We start from the raw sequence: 22,247 nt of genomic DNA on the forward strand, positions 1-22,247 counted from the left end.
GCCCTCGACCTGGGTCGCCGTCAGGGACGGACGCGTGTCGTAGGCCACGCCCGCTGTATCGCGGCGCGGGTCAAGACGGATCACTCAGCCGCGATGACCGACTGACCGTGGAGCATCAGCGCCCGGCCCAGGCAGCCGAACGCGGCCACGCAGGCGACGGTCCGCACGACGTTCCAGAGCACCCAGGTGTCCTCGAACCGGTCGCGCAGCGCGGCGAGGTCCGTGCCCTGGCGGGAGAGGTCCGCCCGGGCGAGCTCGTCGTTCAGCGGGACGTTCGCGGCGCCTGTGACGACGACCACGACGCCGTAGAGCACGAGCCCCGCGAGGACCCAGCGCGCGACCGGGCCGGCGCCGTCCCGGTGCTCGAGCACGAGCGCCACGAGCGCCGCGGCCGGGGCGCCCAGGAACCCGGCGAAGAAGACCGGGTTCATTATCGCGGTGTTGATGCGCTGCATGGCCTCAAGCGCCGTCCGGTCGCTCGCCTTGGCCAGGCCGGGCATGACCGAGCACGCGTAGGCGTAGAAGAGGCCCGCCATCAGGCCGGTGGCGAGGACGGCGACGCCGAGCGCGAGGCCCGCCGCATCCACCGTCTGCGGGGCGGCGGCCGCGGCCGCGGCGGGCGTCCGGCTAGACATCCCAGGGACCGGCTGCGGCGGCGGCCTGCGCGTAGTCCGCGAAGTCCCGCGGCGGCCGCCCGAGCGCGCGCTGCACGCCGTCGGCGAGCGACGCGTTGCGCCCGTCGAGCACCTCGGTGAACAGGTAGCCGAGGAGGGCGATCACCTCCGCGGGGGTGCCGTCCGCCGCCAGCCCGGCCGCGAACGCGTCGAGGGTGATCGGCACGAACTCGAGGTCGCGGCCGCAGGCACGGGCGACCTCGCCGACCGCCTCGGCGAACGTCAGCAGCCGCGGCCCGGTGAGCTCGTAGACGCGGCCGGCGTGACCGTCCTGCGAGAGAGCGGCGACGGCGACGTCGGCGATGTCGTCCGCGTCGACGAACGGCTCACGGACGTCCGGCGCGACAGGCAGCGCGAGGACTCCGCCCAGCAGTGGCTCGCGGAACACACTCTCGTCGAAGTTCTGGCAGAACCAGCTGCAGCGCACGACGGTCCAGTCGGCACCGGACTCCTGCAGGACCCGTTCGGCCGCCTGCGCCTCCGGTTCGCCGCGGCCGGACAGCAGGACCAGTCGGCGGCACCCCGCGTCCAGCGCAGTGCGTGCGAAAGCGTCGATCGCCGCGGGTGCGCCCGGCACGGCCAGGTCCGGCGCGAACGCGATGTACGCGGCCGAGGTGCCGGCGAGCGCGGTCGCCCACGTGGCGGGGTCCTCCCAGTCGAACGGCCGGTCGGCGCCCCGCGAGCCCGCACGGACCGGGAGGCCGAGCGCCTGCAGCCGGGCGGCCACACGTCGGCCCGTCTTGCCGGTGGCGCCGACGACGAGGATCGGGCCGGGCGCGGTCTCGGCCTGCGTGGCTGCGGCGGGGTGGGTCAGCTGGTGGTTGTGCATGGGGTCCAGCTTCACGCCGATCCGGCGGACGATCTATGGCCATGGCTCGCTGATTCATGCTCGGACGTCCAGGCTCCTGGACGTCCGGTGTTTCACCCGGCGATACTCCTGCCCCATGGACACGCCCGATCGCTTCGCGCCACCGGACCCGCTCGCGGAGGCGCTGCACGCCCTGCGGATGGACGGCGCGTTCTACTGCCGCAGCGAGGTGACGGCGCCGTGGGGGCTCACCATGCCCGCGATGCCGGGATACCTCTGGTTCCACGTGGTCACCGCCGGCCACGGGTACCTGGCCACGCCGGGCGACAAGCCGCGTCCGCTGCGGGCGGGGGCGCTCACGCTCGTCCCGCACGGCGGCGGCCATGCGGTCGTGAGCGAGCCGGGCGCTGCGGCGCCGGACGTCCTCGACCTGGACCGCGAGCTCGTCAGCGACCGCTACGAGGTCCTGCGGCACGGCGGTGGCGGATTCCCGACCAGCATGATCTGCGGCGCGGTCCGGTTCACCCACCCGACCGCGCGCAGCCTCGTCGCGCTGCTGCCGGCCGTGCTGCAGGTGCAGGCGGACGACACGCTGCAGACGGATCGCATGCACGCCACGCTCCGGCTCATCGCCGCCGAGGCCCGCGAGACCCAGCCCGGGGCGGAGGCCGTCATCACCCGCCTCGCGGACATCCTCGTCATCCAGGCCGTGCGCGACTGGATCCGTACCTCACCCGGCGCGCAGACCGGCTGGCTCGGCGCGCTCAAGGATCCGCAGATCGGGCACGCCATCGCCCTGCTGCACCGCGAGCCGGGCCGGGCATGGACCGTCGGCGAGCTCGCACGGGAGCTCGCGATGTCCCGCTCGGCGTTCGCGGCGCGCTTCACGGCGGTGGTCGGCGAGCCGGTCATGCAGTACGCGACGCGGCAGCGGATGCACGTCGCGCTGGACGCGCTCCAGGAGGAGGGCGCGACGGTGGCGCAGCTCGCGGACCGCCTGGGCTACGCGTCCGAGGCGGCGTTCGCGCGGGCGTTCAAGCGGACACTGGGCGTGGCGCCGGGCGCGGCGCGCCGCGGTGCGCCGATCGCGGCCTGAGCCATGCGCTCCGCGGCAGCGCGGGCGTGCAGGCGGAGCAGCGCCCACGACCCCGCGCCCGTCGTGAGCGTGGCCAGCAGGCCGAGCTCCTCCACAGGGAACCCGGCGACGTGGGCGAGGATCATGCGCGCGCCCCGGCGGACGCGTACTCGTCGTGCAGGCGCCACCACTCGTACGGCGGGGTCTGCTCCACCCAATCCGGCGCGTCCTCCCAGGTCTCCTGGCGGCCCATCGGCGTCAGGTCGAGGAACGTCCACGTGCTGCCCAGCTTCTCGGTGCCGCGGCCGCTGACGGTGTAGGTCCGCAGGATCCGGTCCCCCTCCTGGAGGAACACGTTCAGCGCGAAGCCGCTGCCGATGCCCAGCTCCTCGTAGAACGCCGTGTTGCCGGCGGTGGAGTAGAACGGGATGTCCCCCCACCCCATCCGGGCCTGGAGTGCCTGGATCGTCGCGATCGGTGCCGGGGCGATCAGCGCCAGCGTCGTGTCGCGCTGGTGCAGGTGAGCCAGGTGGCCGACCTGGTCGGTGAAGAACGAGCAGCCGCCGCACGGCTCGCTGCCGGCGTCCGGGAGCATGAAGCTGTAGAGGATCAGCTGGCGACGGCCCTCGAACAGGTCCGAGAGGCCCACCTCGCCGCCGGGGGCGGCGAAGACGTGGCCCTTCCCCATCGCCATCATCGGCGCCCGGCGGCGACGTGCCGCGAGCGCGTCGGTCGCGCGGGTGTGGGCCTTCTCGGCCGCGAGCAGCTCGGCGTGGGCCGTCTTCCACTCGTCGGGGCCGACAACCTCGAGGGCGCTCACGAGGCGGCCTCGTCGACGACGACCACGGTGTTCCCGTCCGGGTCCCGCAGCATGAACATCAGCGGGGCGCCGGGGGTCTGCATCGGCGCAGGGTCGAGGTCGACGCCGCCGACCGCGGTCAGCCGCGCGTGCTCGCCGAGCACGTCCGCGGTCTCGACGCCGATCGAGCTGCCGCCGGGAGTGCCGCCCATCGGCGGGTTCAGCGCCAGCCGCGCCGTCGAGCCCGGCGGAGCCACTTCGAGCCAGCGGTACTCGCCGTGCTCGCCGAAGGGGACATCGCCGCGGACCTCGAAGCCGAGCTTCTCGGTGTAGAACGCGAGCGCCGCGTCCTGATCGGTGACGGTGCACATCGCCACGCCGATGTTCTTGAGGGTGGTCGGGGCCTGGGTGAGATCGCTCATGGTGCAGAGACGATCCGGCCGCCGAGAACTCATCGGTGCTGCCGATCAGAACAGCGTGAGGACCTCGTAGCGGCCCAGCGGATAGAGGCCGGTCGGGGCCGGCGGCGGTTCGGCGCGCCGCTGTCGCTTGCGGCGCGGGACGCGGGGCGTCAGGAAGAGGGCGATGTTCCGCGGGTGGTCGAGCCACTCCAGGTGCTCGATGTCGGCCGGGCGGTAGGAGCGTGTGGGCTGCGTCCGGCGCCAGGTCCGCCGGTCGTCGAGTCGCGCGGCCCAGTCCCGGAACGCGTCCGCCTGCTCGGCGTCCAGGATCCGGTCGCGTGCGAAGAACCGCATCGGGGGACGGAAGCCATGCGGGTTCGGAGCCAGCGCGTCCGGGGCTCCGAGGAGCTGCCCGATGAGCCCCTCGGTCCACCCGCGCTGGCGCTTCAGGTCGCTGGCGCTGATGAGCGCGTAGGCGGTCGCCGTCGGCACCTCTCGAGGGTACCGCGCATGGATCGGCCGACGGGACCGCTTGCGCCTACATGTCCTCGACGAAGCGCACGATCTGCGGGTAGCCGACCATGAACGCCACGCACAGTAGGAGCGTGATCGCCGGGCTGAGCGCGATGCCGATGAGCAGGATCACGGCGAGCGCGACCGGCAGGATCCAGAAGGTCCGGGTGCGGACGGCGTCCCCGAGGGCCTGGTGCTGCTGCGTCTGGTAGACGTGCAGGCCGAGGCAGGCGAGGGGCAGCAGGAAGGAGATGGCCATGACGGACGTATACCGCGTCTGCGCCTGATTGCCTGCCGGTTCGCCTGCGCAGGCCCAGAACGAGGGGCCGGCGCCGAGTCGGGTCGCGGCGCCGCGGCGACGCGCTCCGCGATGATGCGGCGGTGAAGATCCGTGCCGTCACCCTGGACCTGGACGACACGCTGTGGCCGTTCGCCCCGGTCGCCGTGAACATCCAGTCGGCCCTCTCGGCCTGGCTCGCCGAACACGCGCCGCGGACCCACGCGAGCTTTGATCCCGCCGCCGTGGCGCCGATGCTCGCCGCGATCCGCAGCGAGCACCCCGAGATCGCGCACGACCTCGGGGCGGTGCGGCGCGAGGTCCTGCGGCGCTCGCTCGCCGCTGCCGACGAGGACCCGGGCCTCGCCGAGGAGGCGTTCGCCGTCGTCTTCGCCGCCCGCCAGAAGGTCGAGCTGTACCCCGACGCCGCTGCCGCGCTGGACCGGCTGGCCGCGCGGGTGCCGCTGCTGGCGCTCACGGACGGCAACGCCGACCTCGAGCTGACCGGCGTCGCCCGCTGGTTCACCGGCCTCGTAAACGCCGGCGACGTCGGCGTCGCCAAACCCGACCGACGCATGTTCGACGCCGCCAGCGCGCACCTCGACGTCCCGCCTGAGGCAATCCTGCACGCCGGCGACAACCTCGACCTCGACGTCGGCGGCGCGCTCGCGGCCGGGTTCCAGGCGGCCTGGGTGCAGCGCGAGCAGGACGGGTCGGCGCCGGCGGGGGCCGTCACGGTCCGCGACCTCACCGGCCTGGCGGACCTGGTGGACGATGAGGCGGAGACGGCGGCGGGTGGCGGCCCGGCGCCGCGCCAGGCTTGAGCGTCGGTTTCCCCGCGCGTGTGGACGGGAGAACCGACGTTCGACGCGCGGCGGACAGCCCGGATCCGACTACGCGACCGCTATGACGAGTGCTTCGACCGGCGCCGCCGGCCCTCGTCGATGCCCGCCGTCAGCGGTCCGTAGCCGAGCGCGAAGATCACGCCCGCCGGGAGGCTGGCGAGCACCAGGCCGACCACGAGCCCGAACGCCAGCGCACGCCAGGCGTGGAAGCGGACGCGGTCGTGGAGCGAGGCTGAGGGGTCGAAGCGCCACCAGGGCATCGGTCGAGCGTACCCGCCGTCGCGCGCCCCAGGGCCGCGGTCCGGCCGGGTGGTCAGGTGAGCGCGGCAGCGTAGGCGGGCCGCGCCTGCGCCGCGGCGATCACCCCGCGCAGCCGCGGGGCGACATCGTCCGGCAGGCCGAGCACGCCGAGGTGCTTCCCGCGGGCGCCGAGCGCGCAGTCGGCGATCGTGAACGCGCCGACCGCGAACGGGCCGTCCGGATCCAGCAGAGCGTCGTACGCGTTCAGGGCGACCACGAGGGCCGCCCGCCGCCGGACCTGGTCGGCTGCGGCGATCGGCGCGGCGTAGAGGACGAACTCCTCGACGCCCCACAGTGCCGGACGGACCTCGAGCGACAGCGTGTCCAGCAGGTTGTCGATGCGCGCACGCGCCGCGGCATCGGCCCCGCGCAGGTCGTCGCGGCCCGCTCGCTCGGCGAGGTAGCGCAGGGCGACGTTCGACTCGGTGATGACGAGGTCGCCGTCGACCAGCGCCGGGATCAGCCCGAACGGATGGATCGCGAGGTAGTCGGGGGACCGCTCGCCGCGCAGCGGGACCTCGTGGCGCTCCGCGTCCAGCCCGAGCTCGGCCAGCAGGAAGCGGACCTTCAGCGCATTGGTGGAGTCGACGTGGTCGTGCAGGATGAGGCCGCTCGGCATGGGGTGATCCTCGCAGCCTGCACCTGCGAGGATCAGCCGGTGTCGGACGACTGGCTCCAGCTGATCCCGACCGACCCGGAGCTCGTCCCCGCCACCGGCGCGATCACGGCCGCCCGCGCTGCGTTCGAGGTGCTGGTCGGGCCGGCGGACGAGGTGCTCGTCACCGTCACCGACCATGTGTGCTTCATCGATGCCGGCGCCAACCACGAGCGGATATCGTGCCCGCGCTGCGAGGCCGAGATCGACCAGGCGTGGTGGGTCCGCGCGCTCGATGCCGCCTCGGACGCGGCGTTCGCCGACCTGACCGTCCACGTCCCCTGCTGCCGGGCACGACTGTCGCTCAACGACCTGGTGTACGACTGGCCGGCGGGCTTCGCGCGGTTCGTCCTCGAGGCGCGCAACCCCGACGTCAGCGAGCTCGAGCCGGCGCAGGTCGCGGCGCTCGCCGCCACGCTCGGCACGCCGCTGCGGGTGGTCTGGACCCACATCTGACCGCCCGCCGGAGCGATCGCCACCGGCGTGTGGTCAAGAGCTCCCTCAGGGGGCACTTTCGGCCGCACGCCGCGGCGAGGCCGCCGCCCCGGCAGGCCGCCGCTCGATCGCCAGCAGCGCGGTGTCGTCCGCCTGCGGCCCGCTGCCGAACGCGTCGAGCGCCGACTGGACCCGGGCGACGGCGTCGGTCGCGCCGGCGCTGCCCGCGAGCGTCGCGCGCAGCCTGTCCTCCCCGAAGTGCTCACGGCCGGCACGGACGTCGAGGACGCCGTCCGTGTAGATCACCAGCACGTCCCCCTCGAGCAGCGGGACCGCGGTGGTCGTGAAGGTCGACTCCCAGGCCCCCAGGAGCGGGCCGAACTCGCCGGCCAGCGAGACCACACCGTCGCGGACGAGGCACGGGAGCGGGTGCCCGGCGCAGGTGATGGCGGCGGTCGCGCCGCCGTCCTCGCCGACGCGGACCAGGACGGCGCAGACGGTGCACAGAGCGGGCTCGGCCCGCGGCACGAGCAGCCGGTTCAGGTGCGCCACCGCCGCGACCGGGTCGCCGGACGCCTCGGCGATCGCGCGCAGCGTGTGCCGCGCCTGCGCGGTGAGCGCTGCGGCCCCGGCGCCGTGGCCGGCGACATCGCCGACGATCGCCATGAAGCCGTCCGCGACGTCGAACACGTCGTAGAAGTCGCCGCCGACCCAGTTCTCCTCCCCGGCCGGCTGGTAGCCCGCCGCGAGCGCGAAGCCGTCGATCTCGGGGAGCGCGTCCGGCAGCAGGCTCGCCTGGAGCGTCGCCGCGATGTGGGAGCGCTCGGCGTGCAGGCGCGCGTGGTGGACGGCGGTGCCGGCGCGGCGACCGAGCTCCTCGGCCAAGGCCAGGTCGGCTGCGGTGAACACCCGGTCCGACCGCGAGTTCACCAGGCTGAGGACGCCGAGCGTCGCGCCGCCGATCGGCGCCATCGGGACCTGGACGACCGAGCGCAGCCCCAGCCGGCGCAGCGCGGCACGCTGCTCGGGATCGGCGGTGGCCCCGTCGACGAAGCTGTCCGGCAGGTCGGCCATCAGCGACGACGGCTCCCCGCGGAGGATGGCGGCGGCGCCGCCGGGGTCACCAAGGCGCTCGGCCCAGCGGCGGTCGTACTCCGCCAGGACCGGCAACTGGGCGGGGTCGGTGTGGGCGACCGCGACCTGGCGGATCGCGCCGTGCCCGTCGGGCATCACCACCGAGGCCCAGTCGGCGAGCTCCGGGACGACGAGCGCCACCAGCCGCGGCAGCGTCTCACCGACGTCCAGCGACGCGGACAGCACCTCGCCGGCCTGCGCGAGCAGTCGCTGGGTGAGGATCGCGCGCCGCGCTTCGGTGATGTCCTCCGTCATCGAGACGACCATCGCGAGCTCGCCGTCGCCGCCGAGGACTGCGCGGGCGCGGATCACGCGCCAGAACTCGCGGCCGCTGAGCCGGTGGACCGAACGGACCGTGAGCGGCCCCGCCGTCCGCGCCCCGGCGAGCAGCTGCGCATTCGGGTACCGCTCCGGGTCGATCAGGTCGCCCGCCTCATCGAACGTGTCCCAGCCGCCCGCCAGCTCCTCCGGGCTCGCGGCCACCATCGCCTGCGGGGACGCCACGCCCATTCCGTCCGCCGCCGCCTGGTTCGCGTAGATGATCACCCCGTCGGGCTGCTGGATCAGCACCCCGACGGCCAGACCGCCCAGGACGTCGGCGACCGCGTCTGCGTCGCCGCCGGCAAGGGTGAGCCGGTCCAGGCCGCTCTCCGCGAGCGGGTCGGGATCGCGGCGGTCGCTGACGTCGACGACCACGCCAATCCAGGTGAACGTCGCGGGGTCGACGACCGTCGTGCCGATCAGCACACGCACGCGGGTCCCGTCGCGGCGCCAGTACTCCTTCTCGTAGAGATCGGCGGTCCCGGTCTGCCGCAGCTGGGCGACCGCGCGGGCGTCCGCCACCGCCCACTCCGGCGGGGTCATCTGCGGCCACGGCGGCAGCTCGTCGGCGCTCTCGTAGCCCAGCAGGTCCAGGTAGGCCGCGTTCGCCTCGACGATGCGGTCCTCGACACCACGGATCAGCCCGCCGAAGCCGGCGTCCGCCACCACGCGCAGCCGGCGCAGCGACTCCTCGAGCTCGGCGTGCGTCCGCGCGCTCTCGGACTGCTGCACCGCGCTGTCGACCGCGATCGCCGCGCGGTGTGCGAGGTCCTCGGCGAGCGTGACGTCGCCGTCCGCGAAGACGCGGCCGCTGACGTCGTTGGACAGCGTGAGCGTTCCCAGCAGCTGGCCGTGCAGGGTCAGGGGCACGGTCGCGATCGACCGCAGGTTCGCCTTCCGCAGCGCGTCCAGGTGGGCCGGGTCGTGGGCCTCGCGCCGCAGGTGCCCGTCGGTGAGCCCGTTCAGGACGCCGGGGCGGCCGGACGCCAGGACGTCGTCCGGCGTGTCGGTCCGCGGGCGGCGGCCGGGGGCGCTGCCGGGCGGATAGCGGCGGCGTAGGTCGTCGAGGACGGCGGCCTGAACCGGGTCGACGTGGTGCACGCCCCCGAGCCGCAGGGCGCCGTCGTCCAGGAGGTCGACCACGCAGCCGTCCGCGATCGCCGGGACAGCCAGGCGGGCGACGTCCTCGACCACCTCCGGCCGTCCGAGCGAGGCGGCCAGCAGGTCGGCGGCCTGGGCCAGGAGGCGCTGGCGCTGCTCGTCCGCGGTCGCGGCCGTCGCGTCCTGGATGACCGTGACGAGCAGCGGGCCGTCCTCCAGCGGCGTGGCCGCGCAGCGCAGCCAGCGCGTCTGTCCGGTCGCGCGGTCGACCGTCCGGAGCAGGCGCGGCAGGCCCGCGCCCGACCGGTCGAGCCCGGCGGGCAGGACGTCGGGCGGCAGCGGCGCGCCCACGGGATCGGTCACGATCAGGTGCTGGGTCAGGGCACCGGAGGGCCCGTGCAGGAGGTCCCCGATCGACGGCGCCCCCAGCAGCGTGGCGGCGGCCAGGTTGGCGTAGACGCCGCGGCCGTGGTCGTCGGTCACGACCACCGCCTCGGTGAGGACGCCAAGGATCTGCTCCAGGCGGGTCTGCGTCCGGCGCAGCTCGTCCACCAGCCGCGCTGTGGCGACCAGGCCCGCGGCCTGCTCGGCGATCTGCTCGACCGTCGCCACGACGGTGCCCGGGGTCGCGGACCGCCCGGCGATGGCGACCGACCCGACCGCACGCCCCCCGGCCCGGAGCGGGACGGCGGCCCACCAGCGCAGCCCCAGCGCGAGCAGCTCCTCCGCGCGCTGGGCATCCGGCGCGACCGCGTAGCACCACTCGCGGTCGATGAAGGTCACCTGCGTGCGGCCGCTCTGGGCGGCTTGGTTGGACGGCGACGCGGCCACGTTGACCGGGAACTCCATGGCCCAGCGGGCGGCATCGGCGTCGAGCGTGCCGTCCGGGCGTGCGACGCTCGCGCTGATCCGTCGCGCGGTCCCGTCGGCGTCCAGGAGCGTGACGCTGCAGAAGTCGCCCAGGCGCGGGACGAGCAGCTGTGCCAAGGCGGAGATGTCCGTGCTCCCGAAACCGTCGTGCCCGAGCGTCCCCGAGAGCGCGTCGAGGACCTCGCGCAGGTGCTGCTCCCCGTCGTCCGGCCGCGGACCCGGACGTAGACCCGGGGCGTCGAACACCATCCGCACCTCGGTGCCGCCGCCGTCCGGGCCGGTCGCCAGGTCGACGGTGGTGCACAGCCGCCCGATCAGCGACACGCCCATCCCGAGCCCCGGCGAGTCGGGGCGCGGCCCCATCCCGCGGCCGTCGTCGGTGACCCGGACCTCGAGCAGGTCGCGGTCTGTCAGCGCGGTGACGGTGACGCTGCCGGGCTCGCGGTCGATGAACCCGTGCATGACGGCGTTCGTCACGGCCTCGCTGACGGCCAGGCGGACAGCGTGCATGTGGGCGTCGTCGACTCCGAGCGCTGAAGCCCAGTCGACCAGCGCGTGCCGTAGCTGGGGAACCGACGCGGGGACGGCTGGCAGGGTGCGTTCGAAGTGCGGGGTGACGGCGGTGTCCACGGGCCCGCCCTCCTCTGGCGACGACAGTCGGCGGCCGCGCGGAGCCTACCGGCGGTTCGTCGGGCCGCGGGCGCCGGCGCGGGCACGCGGCGCGCGCCCGTTCGCATGGGCCCCGGCCACCGTGTGATAGACCGCGCCGATGGGACTTCTCTCGCTGGCGGTGCTGCCCCTCCGCGCGACCGTGGCCGCCGCCGAGTTGATCGTCGCTGCCGGTGAGGCCGTGCGGCCCAGCGGCCCGATCCGGCGCCCGGGCGGCTACGGCGAGCGCCTCGAGGTGCTGCTGGCGGAAGGCGGCCCGCTCGAGCAGCTCGGCGCGCTGTCGGCGCCGGACGGGCCGCTCGCGCGCATCGAGCAGCTGGCCCGCCTGACGAGCGACGACCGGCCGCTCGGGCGGGCGCTCGCGCCCGGCGGCCCGCTGGACCGGCTGCTGGCCGACGCCGGCGTCGTGGACCGGCTGCTGGCCGAGGGCGGCCCCCTCGACCTGCTGCTCGCCGAGGGCGGCGCCGTCGAACGGCTGCTCTACGTCGGCGGCCCGCTGGACCGCATGCTCGCGACCGGCGGCCCGCTGGACCGCCTGACCGCGGAGCACGGGACCCTCGACCGCGTCCTGGAGCAGGGCGGCGTGCTGGATCGCCTCTTCGCCCCCGACGGCCTGGTCGAGCAGCTGCTGCGGGCGGACGGCACGATCGAGCGCCTGCTCACGCCGGACGGCACGGTCAACCGCCTGCTCACGACCGACGGGACGCTCGACCGCGTGCTTGCCCCCGGCGGCGGCGTCGAGCGCCTGCTGGCCGACGGCGGGCCGCTCGATCAGCTCGGCGACCTGTCGACGACCCTCGCGCGGCTGGCGGACCTCGACGACACCCTCCAGCGTCTCGGCGCCCTTGAAGAGACGCTGCGCACCCTCGGGACGCTGGGCGACTCGCTCGAGCGCCTCGCCGCCGTGGCGAACGCCCTGGAGCAGCTCGCGGAGTCCACGCGCGAGCTGCCGGCGCTCGGGGACCGCGTGCAGGGCGTCGAGGCGCAGGTCGTGTCGATAGGCACGCAGTTGGAGAGCCTGGCGCCGGCGCTCGACGTCCTCGGGACGAGCGTGGCGAGCCTGCAGGAGTCGGCCGCCCAGCTCGGCGGGGCGGTCGTCCCGCTCGGCCGGCTGGTCGAGCGCCTCCCGGGATCGCGGCGCCGGCTGGGTGCGCCGCCCGGCGAGTGACCGCCCGGGTCGCCGTCCGGGGTGGCGCTCGTCGCTGACGCGGTCGACGGCGGCCGCTGTCGCTGTCGCTGTCGCTCCGGCGAACCTACCCGCGGCTCGCACCGCCACGGGGCCGGAGCCGGGCGCCGATCGGCCCGGTGAACGTGGCAGCGAGCCGGGCGTAGGCGGCGTCGTCCGGGTGGAAGCGGTCCTCGGCGACCTCGCCGGCCGCGAACGACAGCGGCACCGGCACGACCCGCGGGTGCCGCTCGACGCGCTCGGCCACCTGTCCCAGCCGGCCGCGGCCCGGGGTGGTCGCGACGAGGGTCCCGTCCGGCACGCGCTCCAGCAGCTCCTCGTAGCGCTCCACCAGCTCGCGCCTGAGCGACCGGCGCAGGAGGTCGTTGCTGCCGACCAGCAGCGTGGTCACCGCCGGCTCTGCCCCGGCCGCTGCGAGCGCCGCGAGCTGCCGCTCGGCGACGTCGGCCACCCGGGCGCCGCTGAAGGACAGGTTCAGGACGCGGACTCTCGTCCCCCGCCCCTGCAGCGTCTCCGCGACCTGCGGGACCCATCCGCGCTCCACCGCGGACGCGCCGATGCCCTGCGACATGGAGTCGCCGAGCACCACCCACAGCGGGCCGGCGTCGGCCCCGTCCGCCGCGAGCGCCTCGCGGTTGCGGGCCTGCCACCACGCCGCGTACGGTGCGGCCTGAGCGGCCACGCGGCCGACGCCGGGCAGCAGCCGGCGCAGCGTGGCGTTCACGGCGTTGGGCCGGCGGTGGTTCAGGTTCTCGTACTCGAAGCTCGCAGCCATCTCATCCTGTTTCGCACGTCGTGGCGAAGTGGATTGGTCGCCGGGTGCGACGATGGGCGCGTGACCGGCCGCTCGATCGCGCTCTTCCTCATCGCCGCCGTGACGGAGATCGGCGGTGCGTACCTGATCTGGGTCGGGGTGCGCGAGCACCGCGGCCTGCTGTTCGTAGCGGCGGGAGTCGTCGCGCTCGGCCTCTACGGCTTCGTCGCGACGCTGCAGCCGGACAACACGTTCGGCCGTGTCCTGGCGGCCTACGGCGGGGTCTTCGTCGTGGGATCGCTCGCCTGGGGCGCTGCGTTCGACGGCTTCCGGCCCGACCGCTACGACATCCTCGGCGCCGCGATCTGCCTGGCGGGGGTCGGGACGATCATGTACGCACCGCGCTGACCGCGGTCGGGTCGGGGTCGGCGGGTCGGCGGGAGGGTCAGGGCTCGACGAGCCCGCGGCGGATCGCCCAGCGCGTGACCTGCACCCGGTCGCTCATCCCGAGCTTGGCCAGGACGTTCTCGCGGTGGCGCTCGACGGTCCGCGGGCTCAGGTGCAGCAGCGCGGCGATCTCGTCGGTCGAGTGCGCCTCGGCCACGAGCTTGACCACCTCGAGCTCGCGCGGGGTGAGCAGGTCGCGCTCGACCGGCTCGCCCGCGGCAGCGGCATCCAGGTGCTCGCGCAGCAGCGCCCGCACCGCGGGCGGGTACAGGAACGGCTCGCCGCGCAGCGCCTTGCGGCAGGCGCCGATGAGGTCCCGGTCGGCCTCGCTCTTCAGGACGTAGCCGCACGCTCCGACCTTCAGCGCCTCGAAGAAGTACTGCTCCACGTCGTGCATGGAGAGCATGAGGATCTTCAGGCCGGGCCGCCGCGCCGCCAGCTCGCGCGCCGCCTGCAGCCCGGTCCGGCGCGGCATCGCAACGTCGAGCACGGCGAGATCGACCCGCTCGTCCAGGCCACGCTCGACCGCCTCGATGCCGTCGCTGGCCTCGGCGACAACCTGCAGGTCCGGGGTCGCGTCGAGGACCAGGCGCAGGCCGGACCGGACCATGCCGTGGTCGTCGGCGATCAGGACGCCGGCACGCAGGGGGACGCTCATCGGACCGCCACCCGCAGCTCGACCGCGGTGCCGCGGCCGCCGTCGCCGGGTCCCGCGCTGAGCGTCGCGCCGATCGCGGCGGCACGCTCGCGCATGCCCTCCAGGCCGCTCCCGGCGGAGCCGTCGAGACGGCTGCCGGAAGCGCCGGCCGGCGGCAGCCCGCGGCCGTCGTCGACCACCCGCAGCACCACGACCTGACCGCCGGCGTCGGGCTCGCAGCCCAGCTCGAGCGCGACCTCGTGCGCCTCCGAGTGGCGTAGCACGTTGGTCAGGCTCTCCTGCGCGACGCGGTAGATGGCGAGCTCCACGTCGTCCGGCAGGTCGGGCAGCGCGCTGCCCCCGGCGATCCGCCGCGTGACGTGAACCGGCGAGCGGTCCGCCGCCGACGACGCGAGCGCGGTGAGCGCGCTCCGCAGACCGAGGTCCTCCAGGGCGTCCGGCCGCAGGCCCCGGGTGATCTCGCGGATCGCGTCCAGCGCATCGTGGACCCCCTGCTGCGCGCGCTCCTGACGTGCGTCGGCCGGCGCGTCCCCCGCCGCCGGCTGCAGCTGCAGCAGGACGCCGGTGAGCAGCTGCCCGATCTCGTCGTGCAGCTCGAGTCCGATCCGCCGGCGCTCGGCCTCCTGCGCGGCGATGGTCCGCCGTCCGCTGTCCCGGCGCTCGCGGTCCAGGCGGTCGAGCATCGCGTTGAACGCCGCTGCGAGCTCGTCGACCTCGGCCGTCCGCCCGCCGACGGCGATCGGCGTCGCGCGGTCGCTGGGCAGCGACGCGGCGGACATCGCGTCCCGCAGCTCCTCGAGCGGCCGCAGGGCGCGCCGCAGGACGATGACCTCGACGGCCAGTGCCACGAGCGCCCCGGCGACGAGCAGCACGACCTCCAGCACCGTGGCGCGGTCGGACACCGACGCGGGCGTGAGCACCAGCACCAGGACGGCGGCCACGACGACAGCGGCGTGCGCCGCGAACAGACGCCAGAAGATGGGCACCCCGACATCGTCCCGCACCGCGCCCCGCGGGGATATGGGGAGCGCCCCGTATAGGCCGCAGCACCGCTTTCCAGGAGCATGTTCCCGGTGAGCGAAGAGCATGCCATCCTCATCGGCGGGGCCCTGCTGGCAGCGGGTGTCCTCTGCTCCACCCTGGCCACCCGCGTGCGTCTTCCCGCACTGATCGCCCTGATGGCGGTCGGGATGCTGCTCGGGACGGACGGCATCGGCGGACTGCACCTGGAGGACTACGAACTTGCCCGCACCATCGGCGTAGTCGCGCTCGCCGTCATCCTGTTCGAGGGCGGCCTGGCGACGGGCTGGGCCCCGATCCGGACGGTCCTGCGACCCGCCCTCGGCCTGGCGGTGGTGGGCACGATGCTCACCGCCGCGATCGTCGGACTGGCGGCGCACCTGCTGTTCGGGCTCTCGCTCCTGGAGGGCCTCCTGCTCGGCTCGATCCTCTCCGCGACCGACGGTGCGGCGGTCTTCGCCCTGCTCCAGGGCGCGTCGCTGCGCAAGCGCCTGGCGCTGACGCTCGAGGGCGAGGCCGGCTTCAACGACCCCGTCGCGATCTTCCTCGTCCTCGGGTTCGTCGAGTGGCTGCTGCTGCCCGACTACGGCGTGCTGGACATGGCGAAGCTGTTCGTGCAGGAGATGGGCATCGGCGCCGTCGTCGGCATCGCCGTCGGCACGCTGGCCGCCCGCAGCCTCGGGCGCTCCGCGTTCACGACGCCGGGCCTGTACCCGGTCGCGTCCCTGGCCTCGCTGATGCTCGCCTATGGGCTCGCGGCGACGCTGCACGGCTCCGGGTTCCTCGCGGTCTACCTCGCCGGCCTGGCGGTCGGCAGCGTCAAGACGCCCGAGCGCGCGAACCTCGTGAGCTTCCACCAGGGTCTGGCCTGGGTCGCGCAGGTGGCCATGTTCGTCATGCTCGGCTTGCTCGTCTTCCCGAGCCAGCTGCCGGACGCCGCCCTGGAGGGCACCGTGCTCGCCGTCGTCCTGATGCTGATCGCCCGTCCGGTCGCCGCGTTCGTCGGGACGACGGGCGCGGGGCTGGAGCCCGGCGAGCGATTCCTGATCGGGTGGGCGGGCCTGCGCGGCGCGGTCCCGGTGGTGCTCGCGACGTTCCCGGTGATCGACGGGGTCCCCAACAGCCTCGAGTTCTTCAACATCGTGTTCTTCGCGGTCGTGCTGTCGACGATCCTGCAGGGCACGACGGTCGAGGCGCTCGCCCGCCGGCTGCGCCTGACCGACCCGTGAAGCGGACGTTCACCCACGTGAGCGCCCGGCTCGGGCAGAATGCCCGGCGTGCTTCGCTTCACCGACCTAGAACTGGAACGCAACGAGGCGTCCGACCTGTACCCGGTCACGGACGCCACGGTGCTCGACGCCCACGGCTGGGACCTCGCGTACTGGGTGTTCCTGGACGAGGACCAGCTCGACGACGCGATCGTCCTGCTCGGTCACACCCGCGGCGCCGAACTCGACGACGGCTGGGAGCACCGCCCGGTCGCAACCGACTGCGGGGACGCGGCGAACCGCACGGACGACTCGGAGGCGTCCGCCGCCTTCGACGGGCAGGTCTACGTGATCGGGTCGCACTTCGGCGCCAAGCGCGGGCCGCTGCAGCCGGCGCGCCACTGGTTCGCGCGGTTCCCCGAGGACGCGCTGGCGCAGTACGGCGGCCGCAGCGACGCGGGGCCGATCGACGTCCACGTGATCCGCGACAAGCTCCGCATCCACCGGCTGGTCAACGACGCGCTCGCCCCGCTCGCCGATCACCTCGCCCCGGTCGAGGACCGGATGTCCGAGGCGTTCATCGGCGCCGCCCGCGCCCGCGGCGAGGCGAAGGGGAAGAAGTGGGCCGCGCGCCTGCACGACGGCGATCACGCGTTCAACATCGAGGGCGCGGCGTTCCGGCCGAACGGCAACCTGCTCCTGGGCCTGCGCTTCCCGGTCCAGCTCAACGGCGCGCCGGTGCTCGTCGAGCTTGCCGGCGTCCCGGCGATGTTCGACGACGGCACCTGGCCGACGGTCGTCGGCGTCTGGCTGCTGCAGGGCCCCGGCGGCCCCGAGAAGTGGACCGGGATCCGGGCGATGACGAGCCAGGGCGACGACGTGTTCGACCTCATCACGGGCAACCTCGACGCCGTCGACAAGTCCAGCCTGCTGCACGACTGCTACCCGCTGGGGAAGACCGCGGTCTCCGAGCACTGGCGCTTCAGCCTCAAGCGCCGTGTCAACCCGGGCCACGTCAAGGCGCGGTTCGTGCACGCGTTCCCGGACGGCGAGACGCGTGTCGAGGGCCTCGCGCACGGGCCGGACGACCACTTCGTCTACGTGGTCGACGAGGACGGCCGCGTGCACGTGAAGTTCCTCGCGGTCGCCTGAGCGCCGACGACCGTATGGCAGCGAACCCCACGCATGTCGTGGGGTTCGCTGCCGACAGCCTCGGGGCGCGGTGTCAGGGCGTCGGCGGCGACCAGCGCTCGCCGCCGATGGTCCGTTCGAACCCGAGCCAGAGCGTGTTCATCGCGATCGCGACGATCGCCTCGGCGGGGATCTCGGGGTGGTCGGTCCACCAGATCGCGAGCTCGGTCAGCCCGCCGCGGATGATCTCGGTCGTCATCGCGAGCGCGGTCGCCGGGACGCCGCCGTCGTCCGCGCTCGCGCCGGAGCCGGTGAGCCCCCCGATGATCGCCGCCAGCGCGCCGTTCGCGTCGGCCGCGATCGCGCCATGCGCCTGCTTGATGTCCTCGACGCCCGTACTCTCGCGGAAGAACATGCGCGGGGCGTACGGGTTCGCCTGCACGTAGGCGGCCCAGGCGGTGAACGCGCGGACGAGTTGCTCCTCGAGCGTCCCGCCGCCGCCGAGGTTCTGCCGCCACATCGCGAGCAGCTCGTCCCGGGTGCGCTCCAGCAGCCGGGCGTGCAGCGCGGCCTTGGACGTGAAGTGGTCGTAGAGCACCGGCGGCGTGATCCCGGCCTGACGCGCGATCTCGTCGATGGCGGTGCCGTGGTAGCCGCGCTCGGCGAACAGGGCGATCGCCGCCTGCTCGATCAGCTCGCGCCGCTCGGCCGCGGGAAGACGCCGGCGGGGCGTCCGGGGTGGCAAGTTAGTGGGCACTAGGTATATCCTACTCGTGACTAGGTAATCGACCGCTCGGAGACGATCATGCCCGACCAGCTCACGGAGGACCCCGTCCTGGGGATGCGCAGCCGCTTCTGGGAGGCCGCCGGCGACGACGGGACACCGGTGCTGCACGTGGAGACGTGGGTCGACCCGGGCGGCGGGGTCACGCCCCACGTGCACCCGGTGCTCGAGGAGCGCTTCGAAGTGCTCGAAGGCACACCGCAGTTCCTGTCCGGCCGCCGCTGGGAGACCGTGCAGGCGGGGACGACGGTCGTCGTCCCGCCGGGGACTCGCCACGCGTTCCGCAATCGCTCGGGCGAGGTGGCCCACTTCGTCTGCCGCGTGACGCCGCCGTCGACGCTCGAGGCATTCCTGACGGACGCGGCGGCCATGTCCCGCGCCGGCTGCATCACGCGCCGCGCACTGCCGCGCGGCCTCGACGGCCTGCTGCAGGCCGCGGTCCTGGCGCACCACCACCGCGAGATGGTCACGCTCCTCGCGCCGCTTCCGCCGCCGCCGGTCCAGCGGCTCGTCATCCCGCTGCTGGCGCGCGCCGGCGCGCGGCGCGGGCACCGCCCGGGCAGCCTCGGCGACCGGCGGTGACGGCGGCGCTCGATGTGCCACCACGTGCGCCGGTGGCGTGTGGTGGCACATCGACGACCCGCGGCCGCCCTGTCACTCCCCGTCGGCAGGAACCTTCGTGGCCGGGTCCCCGTCGACGGCTGCCGCGATCCGCGGCACCGCGAGCTTCAGCAGGTACGGGCGGCTGAGCGGGCTGTTGTAGCCCAGGGCGCCGGCGAACGCCCCGGCCCCGTCCACCGCGACGACGCGGCCCTCGCGGCTGGCCTTCAGGCGCTGGAAGACGCGCTCGTCCTGCAGGTCGCGGCCTTTGTCCTGGATCAGGATGACCACGTCGGTGTCGATCTTCGACAGCTGCTCGGTCGAGATGTTCTCCTCGAAGCCGGAGCCACTGTAGGCGTCGGGTGTCTTCAGCCCCAGGTCGGCGAAGTACTGCGAACGCAGGTCACTCTTGTTGAGGACGAAGGTGCTGCCCGCGGAGACGTAGGCCACCGTGACCGTCTTGCCGGCGAACTCCGGGTGGGCCTTGCGCGCGGCGGCGAACTCCGCGTCGACCTTTGCGACGACGCTCTTGGCGCGGTCCTCGAGGCCGAGCACGCGGCCGGTCTCCAGCAGCTGCGCGTCCCAGGGGGTCGCGCCCTCCTCGAAGTCGGCGCTCTGCGCGACGGTGGGCGCGAGCCGCGAGAGCTTCGCGTAGTCGGTGTCCTGCATGAACGAGTAGATCCCGAGGATCAGGTCCGGACGGGCGGCCGCGACCTTCTCGAACTCGATCTCCCCGCCGCCGACCTCGGACGGGACCGGATCGCTGTTGGCCCCCGGCGCCCACGGCCGGGTCTTGTACGGGAACGACCCGATGAACTGGCGGACCGCGACCGGCTTGACGCCGAGGGCCAGGGCGAAGTCCTGCTCGTTGAAGCCGATCGCGACCACGCGCTTCGGCGGCGCCTTGACCGTGGCGGTGCCGAACTTCGACTTGACGGTAACCGGGAAGGCAGCGGCATCGGGCGCTGCGGCCGCGGTCGACGTGGCGGCGCCGGCCGGCGTGGAGGCGCTGGGCGTGGTCGAGCCGCCGTCGTCGTCCCCGCCGCAGCCGGCGAGGAGGCCGACGGCGAGGACAGTGGCCAGGGAAGGAAGGACGCGCATATAAGGGCAACCTAACAACGCTTGCCGGTTTGCTGTCCGCACGCTGACCGGGTAGGCGAGCGACGGCGGTGGGGCCCCGTCTCTACGGGATCGACAGGAACCCGGTCAGCGAGCGCAGCAGCCGCCGCCCCGCCCCGGGTGCCCCGACGCCGTACCGCGTGGCCAGCGCATGGCCGACGCCGACCACGCGTGGGTGGACCCCGGGCTCCCACTCGACCGTGTAGTGCTGCCGGTCGTAGGGACGGTGGTCGCGGGCGCGCTGCGAGGCCTTCAGGTTGGCCACCGGAGTGCCGTCGAGCAGCAGCCGCGCCGCCCGGCGACGACGGTGCGCGAGCTTGACCTCGCGACCGCCGACGACGACGGACACGTTGTCTGCGGCGCGGCGGCCCCATCCCTTGGGCGGGTGCAGCGTCCCCGGCGTCTCCCCCACGAGCACCGTCCGCTCGCTCTCGTCGAGCAGGACGCGCCCGATGTCCGGCCCCTCGACCACGTACGGCATCCCGGTCCGGACCATCAGGCCCGGGAACGCCGGATCGTCGATGGGCTCGTGGAGCGCTTCGCCGATCGTGGCCCGGGCGAACCCGCTCGTCAGCCGGGAGATGCTGCGCATGCGCGAACCGTACGTCAGCGCCGCCCCGCCGTGTCCGCACGCGTGTGCTTTCATGGTTGGCGGGCCCTACGGCCCTCCTATGCGCAGCTGAGCACCGCCACCACCCCGAACCGCCGCCGCAGCCACCTCCCTTCGAGGTGGCGCGTGCCGCGTGGTGGCGCCCTGCTCCTTCCGCGTCCCTGGAGGTCCTCCATGTCTGTTCTGCTCGACGCCACCGGTGTCGGCCTGTCCCACGGCCCCCGCACGCTGCTGCACGACGTCCGCCTGCACCTGGCCGCCGGCGAGCGCGTCGGCCTGGTCGGCCCCAACGGCAGCGGGAAGTCCACGCTGCTGCAACTGCTGGCCGGGCTGACCCCGCCGGACACCGGCGTGATCCGCACCGCTCCGGGGACCCGGGTCGCGTTCCTGCCGCAGGTGACCGAACCCGCGCCGTCGGTGCGCGCGCTGCTGCTCGCGCGCAGCGGCGTGGCTGCCGCGGGCGCCCACCTGGACGCACTTGCCGACGCCCTCGCAGTGGGCGATCTCAGCGTGCTCGACGACCACGCCGACGCGCTGGCCGCCTGGCTCGCCCTGGGTGGGGACGACATCGACGCGCGGATCCCGGCGGCGGTCGCCCGGGTCGGGCTGGACCCGGTCCTGATCGATCGCCCGGTCGCGACGCTCTCCGGCGGCCAGGCCGCCCGCGCCGGTCTCGCCGCCCTCGCGCTGGCCCGCCAGGACGTCCTGCTGCTCGACGAGCCGACCAACCACCTCGACGCCGCCGGGCTCGCGGTGCTGCGGGACCTGGTCCTCTCGGCACCCGGCGCGGCGGTCATCGTCGCGCACGACCGGGCGTTCCTGGCGGCGGTGACCACGCGCGTGGTCGAGCTGGAGGACGGGATCGCCACGGCCTGGGCGGGCGGCTGGGAGGCGTACGAGCGCGAGCGCGGCCGGGCACGGCGTGCGGCAACGGTCGCCCACGAGCGCGCGGTCGCCGAGCGCGAGCGGCTGCGGGTGGCCGAACGGCATCGCCGCGATCAGGCCGCCGCCGGCGAGCGGCGGGCCCGGCGCTCACCACACGACCCCGACAAGTCCATCCGGCACCTGAACATCGAGTCCGCGCAGCACGGCATGGGTGCCTTCAGCCGGCGGTCAGAGCGGGTCGACGTCCCCGAGCGCCCGTGGGAGCAGGCCGCGTCGCGACTGCTCCTGCACGCCGCGCAGGACGGTGACGGCCTGGCGCTCGTCGGCGCTGTGCTGCCGGTCGGGGACCTGCGGATCGGGCCGGTCGACCTCGTCGTCCCGCCGGGGCGGCGGCTGCTCCTCTCCGGTCCCAACGGGAGCGGCAAGTCGACGGTCCTGCGGGCACTGGCGGGCGCGCTGGTCCCGGTCGCGGGCCGGCGGACGGGCGGCCGCGCGGCGTGGCTCGGTCAGGCGCGGGGAGCGCTGGACGGCGACCTCGAGCTGGCGACCGCGCTGCGCGTCGCTGCCAGACTCGACGAGGCGGCCGCCCGCGCGGCGCTGGCCGCCGTGCGCCTCGGCGCCGACCTCGCCGAGCGCCCGGTGTCCACGCTGTCCCCAGGCGAGCGGACCCGCGCGGAGCTCGCGCTGCTAGCCCACCGCGGTGCCTCCTGCCTGATCCTGGACGAGCCGACGAACCACCTCGACGTCGAGGCGCTCGAGGTCCTGGAGACGGCGCTGCAGGGGTGGCGCGGGGGCCTGGTCATCGCCACCCACGACCGGCACCTGCGGACGGCGCTCGCGCTGGACGAGGAGGTGGACGTCACGCGCTGGTCCACGCGCCGAACTGACCGTGCGGCGTCGACCGGTCTCCGGACGGTCGGCGCAGCACGCCCACGGTGGGCGCCCTGAGCGACGCGGGGGCCCGGGAC

Annotated in this window: 24 protein-coding genes; 9 read left to right on the top strand and 15 right to left on the bottom strand. The window is 74.5% G+C overall.

The window, feature by feature from the left end; translation table 11 throughout:
* Positions 1 to 80 precede the first annotated feature (80 nt).
* Together DSM112329_RS13635 and DSM112329_RS13640 are read right to left on the bottom strand one after the other, a co-directional pair.
* Positions 81 to 635 (bottom strand): anthrone oxygenase family protein, encoded by a 555-nt coding sequence (locus DSM112329_RS13635; protein WP_354702372.1) that lies wholly within the window; start codon positions 633 to 635, stop codon positions 81 to 83.
* On the bottom strand, positions 628 to 1,503 hold the full coding sequence (locus tag DSM112329_RS13640; protein WP_354702373.1) for an NAD(P)H-binding protein: 876 nt from the start codon (positions 1,501 to 1,503) through the stop codon (positions 628 to 630). Before DSM112329_RS13640 ends, DSM112329_RS13635 begins: the two co-directional genes overlap by 8 nt.
* A gap of 115 nt (positions 1,504 to 1,618) precedes the next feature.
* Here DSM112329_RS13640 and DSM112329_RS13645 point away from each other — a divergent pair, with 115 nt between their 5' ends.
* Positions 1,619 to 2,578 carry an AraC family transcriptional regulator gene (locus DSM112329_RS13645; protein ID WP_354702374.1) on the top strand — a complete coding sequence of 320 codons (960 nt, stop codon included), beginning with the start codon at positions 1,619 to 1,621 and terminating at the stop codon, positions 2,576 to 2,578.
* Between the two features lie 121 nt (positions 2,579 to 2,699).
* Here DSM112329_RS13645 and DSM112329_RS13650 read toward each other — a convergent pair whose 3' ends face one another.
* The 4 genes from DSM112329_RS13650 to DSM112329_RS13665 are packed head-to-tail and all read right to left on the bottom strand — an operon-like array spanning position 2,700 to position 4,529.
* Complete coding sequence (locus tag DSM112329_RS13650) at positions 2,700 to 3,377, bottom strand: DUF899 family protein (RefSeq protein WP_354702375.1); 678 nt, start codon at positions 3,375 to 3,377, stop codon at positions 2,700 to 2,702.
* Complete coding sequence (locus DSM112329_RS13655) at positions 3,374 to 3,778, bottom strand: VOC family protein (protein ID WP_354702376.1); 405 nt, start codon at positions 3,776 to 3,778, stop codon at positions 3,374 to 3,376. Before DSM112329_RS13655 ends, DSM112329_RS13650 begins: the two co-directional genes overlap by 4 nt.
* Before the next feature lie 45 nt (positions 3,779 to 3,823).
* Positions 3,824 to 4,249 carry a hypothetical protein gene (locus DSM112329_RS13660; RefSeq protein WP_354702377.1) on the bottom strand — a complete coding sequence of 142 codons (426 nt, stop codon included), beginning with the start codon at positions 4,247 to 4,249 and terminating at the stop codon, positions 3,824 to 3,826.
* Between the two features lie 46 nt (positions 4,250 to 4,295).
* Positions 4,296 to 4,529 carry a hypothetical protein gene (locus tag DSM112329_RS13665; RefSeq protein ID WP_354702378.1) on the bottom strand — a complete coding sequence of 78 codons (234 nt, stop codon included), beginning with the start codon at positions 4,527 to 4,529 and terminating at the stop codon, positions 4,296 to 4,298.
* Between the two features lie 122 nt (positions 4,530 to 4,651).
* Between DSM112329_RS13665 and DSM112329_RS13670 the strand changes: the two genes are divergently transcribed.
* The gene (locus DSM112329_RS13670; protein ID WP_354702379.1) at positions 4,652 to 5,371 is read left to right on the top strand and encodes an HAD-IA family hydrolase; all 720 of its coding nucleotides are present in this window, start codon (positions 4,652 to 4,654) and stop codon (positions 5,369 to 5,371) included.
* An 80-nt stretch (positions 5,372 to 5,451) separates the two neighbouring features.
* On the opposite strand, the gene DSM112329_RS13675 is transcribed toward DSM112329_RS13670, so the two are convergent.
* Both DSM112329_RS13675 and DSM112329_RS13680 read right to left on the bottom strand, forming a co-directional pair.
* Positions 5,452 to 5,652, bottom strand: coding sequence for a hypothetical protein (locus tag DSM112329_RS13675; protein ID WP_354702380.1), 201 nt, complete (start codon positions 5,650 to 5,652; stop codon positions 5,452 to 5,454).
* Positions 5,653 to 5,705: 53 nt separating this feature from the next.
* Positions 5,706 to 6,311: a glutathione S-transferase family protein gene (locus DSM112329_RS13680; RefSeq protein WP_354702381.1), complete on the bottom strand. Its 606-nt coding sequence runs from the start codon at positions 6,309 to 6,311 to the stop codon at positions 5,706 to 5,708.
* A gap of 39 nt (positions 6,312 to 6,350) precedes the next feature.
* On the opposite strand from DSM112329_RS13680, the gene DSM112329_RS13685 reads away from it, so the two are divergent.
* Complete coding sequence (locus DSM112329_RS13685; RefSeq protein WP_354702382.1) at positions 6,351 to 6,803, top strand: hypothetical protein; 453 nt, start codon at positions 6,351 to 6,353, stop codon at positions 6,801 to 6,803.
* Between the two features lie 45 nt (positions 6,804 to 6,848).
* Here DSM112329_RS13685 and DSM112329_RS13690 read toward each other — a convergent pair whose 3' ends face one another.
* Entirely contained in the window at positions 6,849 to 10,838 is a 3,990-nt protein-coding gene (locus DSM112329_RS13690) for a SpoIIE family protein phosphatase (protein ID WP_354702383.1), read from the bottom strand.
* Between the two features lie 139 nt (positions 10,839 to 10,977).
* Here DSM112329_RS13690 and DSM112329_RS13695 point away from each other — a divergent pair, with 139 nt between their 5' ends.
* Positions 10,978 to 12,045, top strand: coding sequence for an ABC transporter (locus tag DSM112329_RS13695; RefSeq protein ID WP_354702384.1), 1,068 nt, complete (start codon positions 10,978 to 10,980; stop codon positions 12,043 to 12,045).
* An 85-nt stretch (positions 12,046 to 12,130) separates the two neighbouring features.
* Here the strand turns inward: DSM112329_RS13695 and DSM112329_RS13700 are convergent, their stop codons facing one another.
* Positions 12,131 to 12,838: an SGNH/GDSL hydrolase family protein gene (locus DSM112329_RS13700; protein ID WP_354702385.1), complete on the bottom strand. Its 708-nt coding sequence runs from the start codon at positions 12,836 to 12,838 to the stop codon at positions 12,131 to 12,133.
* Between the two features lie 60 nt (positions 12,839 to 12,898).
* Between DSM112329_RS13700 and DSM112329_RS13705 the strand changes: the two genes are divergently transcribed.
* Entirely contained in the window at positions 12,899 to 13,225 is a 327-nt protein-coding gene (locus DSM112329_RS13705; protein ID WP_354702386.1) for a YnfA family protein, read from the top strand.
* Positions 13,226 to 13,262: 37 nt separating this feature from the next.
* Here the strand turns inward: DSM112329_RS13705 and DSM112329_RS13710 are convergent, their stop codons facing one another.
* Together DSM112329_RS13710 and DSM112329_RS13715 are read right to left on the bottom strand one after the other, a co-directional pair.
* Entirely contained in the window at positions 13,263 to 13,922 is a 660-nt protein-coding gene (locus tag DSM112329_RS13710) for a response regulator transcription factor (RefSeq protein ID WP_354702387.1), read from the bottom strand.
* Entirely contained in the window at positions 13,919 to 14,908 is a 990-nt protein-coding gene (locus tag DSM112329_RS13715) for a histidine kinase (RefSeq protein WP_354702388.1), read from the bottom strand. Before DSM112329_RS13715 ends, DSM112329_RS13710 begins: the two co-directional genes overlap by 4 nt.
* An 87-nt stretch (positions 14,909 to 14,995) precedes the next feature.
* On the opposite strand from DSM112329_RS13715, the gene DSM112329_RS13720 reads away from it, so the two are divergent.
* Both DSM112329_RS13720 and DSM112329_RS13725 read left to right on the top strand, forming a co-directional pair.
* Positions 14,996 to 16,171: a potassium/proton antiporter gene (locus DSM112329_RS13720; RefSeq protein ID WP_354702389.1), complete on the top strand. Its 1,176-nt coding sequence runs from the start codon at positions 14,996 to 14,998 to the stop codon at positions 16,169 to 16,171.
* A 48-nt stretch (positions 16,172 to 16,219) separates the two neighbouring features.
* Positions 16,220 to 17,302: a hypothetical protein gene (locus DSM112329_RS13725; RefSeq protein ID WP_354702390.1), complete on the top strand. Its 1,083-nt coding sequence runs from the start codon at positions 16,220 to 16,222 to the stop codon at positions 17,300 to 17,302.
* A gap of 73 nt (positions 17,303 to 17,375) precedes the next feature.
* On the opposite strand, the gene DSM112329_RS13730 is transcribed toward DSM112329_RS13725, so the two are convergent.
* Positions 17,376 to 18,038, bottom strand: coding sequence for a TetR/AcrR family transcriptional regulator (locus DSM112329_RS13730; protein ID WP_354702391.1), 663 nt, complete (start codon positions 18,036 to 18,038; stop codon positions 17,376 to 17,378).
* 48 nt (positions 18,039 to 18,086) lie between these two features.
* Between DSM112329_RS13730 and DSM112329_RS13735 the strand changes: the two genes are divergently transcribed.
* Positions 18,087 to 18,647, top strand: coding sequence for a cupin domain-containing protein (locus tag DSM112329_RS13735; protein ID WP_354702392.1), 561 nt, complete (start codon positions 18,087 to 18,089; stop codon positions 18,645 to 18,647).
* A gap of 72 nt (positions 18,648 to 18,719) precedes the next feature.
* Here the strand turns inward: DSM112329_RS13735 and DSM112329_RS13740 are convergent, their stop codons facing one another.
* Together DSM112329_RS13740 and DSM112329_RS13745 are read right to left on the bottom strand one after the other, a co-directional pair.
* Positions 18,720 to 19,766 carry an iron-siderophore ABC transporter substrate-binding protein gene (locus DSM112329_RS13740; RefSeq protein ID WP_354702393.1) on the bottom strand — a complete coding sequence of 349 codons (1,047 nt, stop codon included), beginning with the start codon at positions 19,764 to 19,766 and terminating at the stop codon, positions 18,720 to 18,722.
* An 82-nt stretch (positions 19,767 to 19,848) separates the two neighbouring features.
* Positions 19,849 to 20,376: a hypothetical protein gene (locus DSM112329_RS13745; protein WP_354702394.1), complete on the bottom strand. Its 528-nt coding sequence runs from the start codon at positions 20,374 to 20,376 to the stop codon at positions 19,849 to 19,851.
* 192 nt (positions 20,377 to 20,568) lie between these two features.
* On the opposite strand from DSM112329_RS13745, the gene DSM112329_RS13750 reads away from it, so the two are divergent.
* Entirely contained in the window at positions 20,569 to 22,227 is a 1,659-nt protein-coding gene (locus DSM112329_RS13750) for an ATP-binding cassette domain-containing protein (RefSeq protein WP_354702395.1), read from the top strand.
* Positions 22,228 to 22,247 lie beyond the last annotated feature (20 nt).

It is taken from the genome of Paraconexibacter sp. AEG42_29 (genome assembly GCF_040581415.1).
Taxonomy (GTDB): Bacteria; Actinomycetota; Thermoleophilia; order Solirubrobacterales; family Solirubrobacteraceae; genus Paraconexibacter.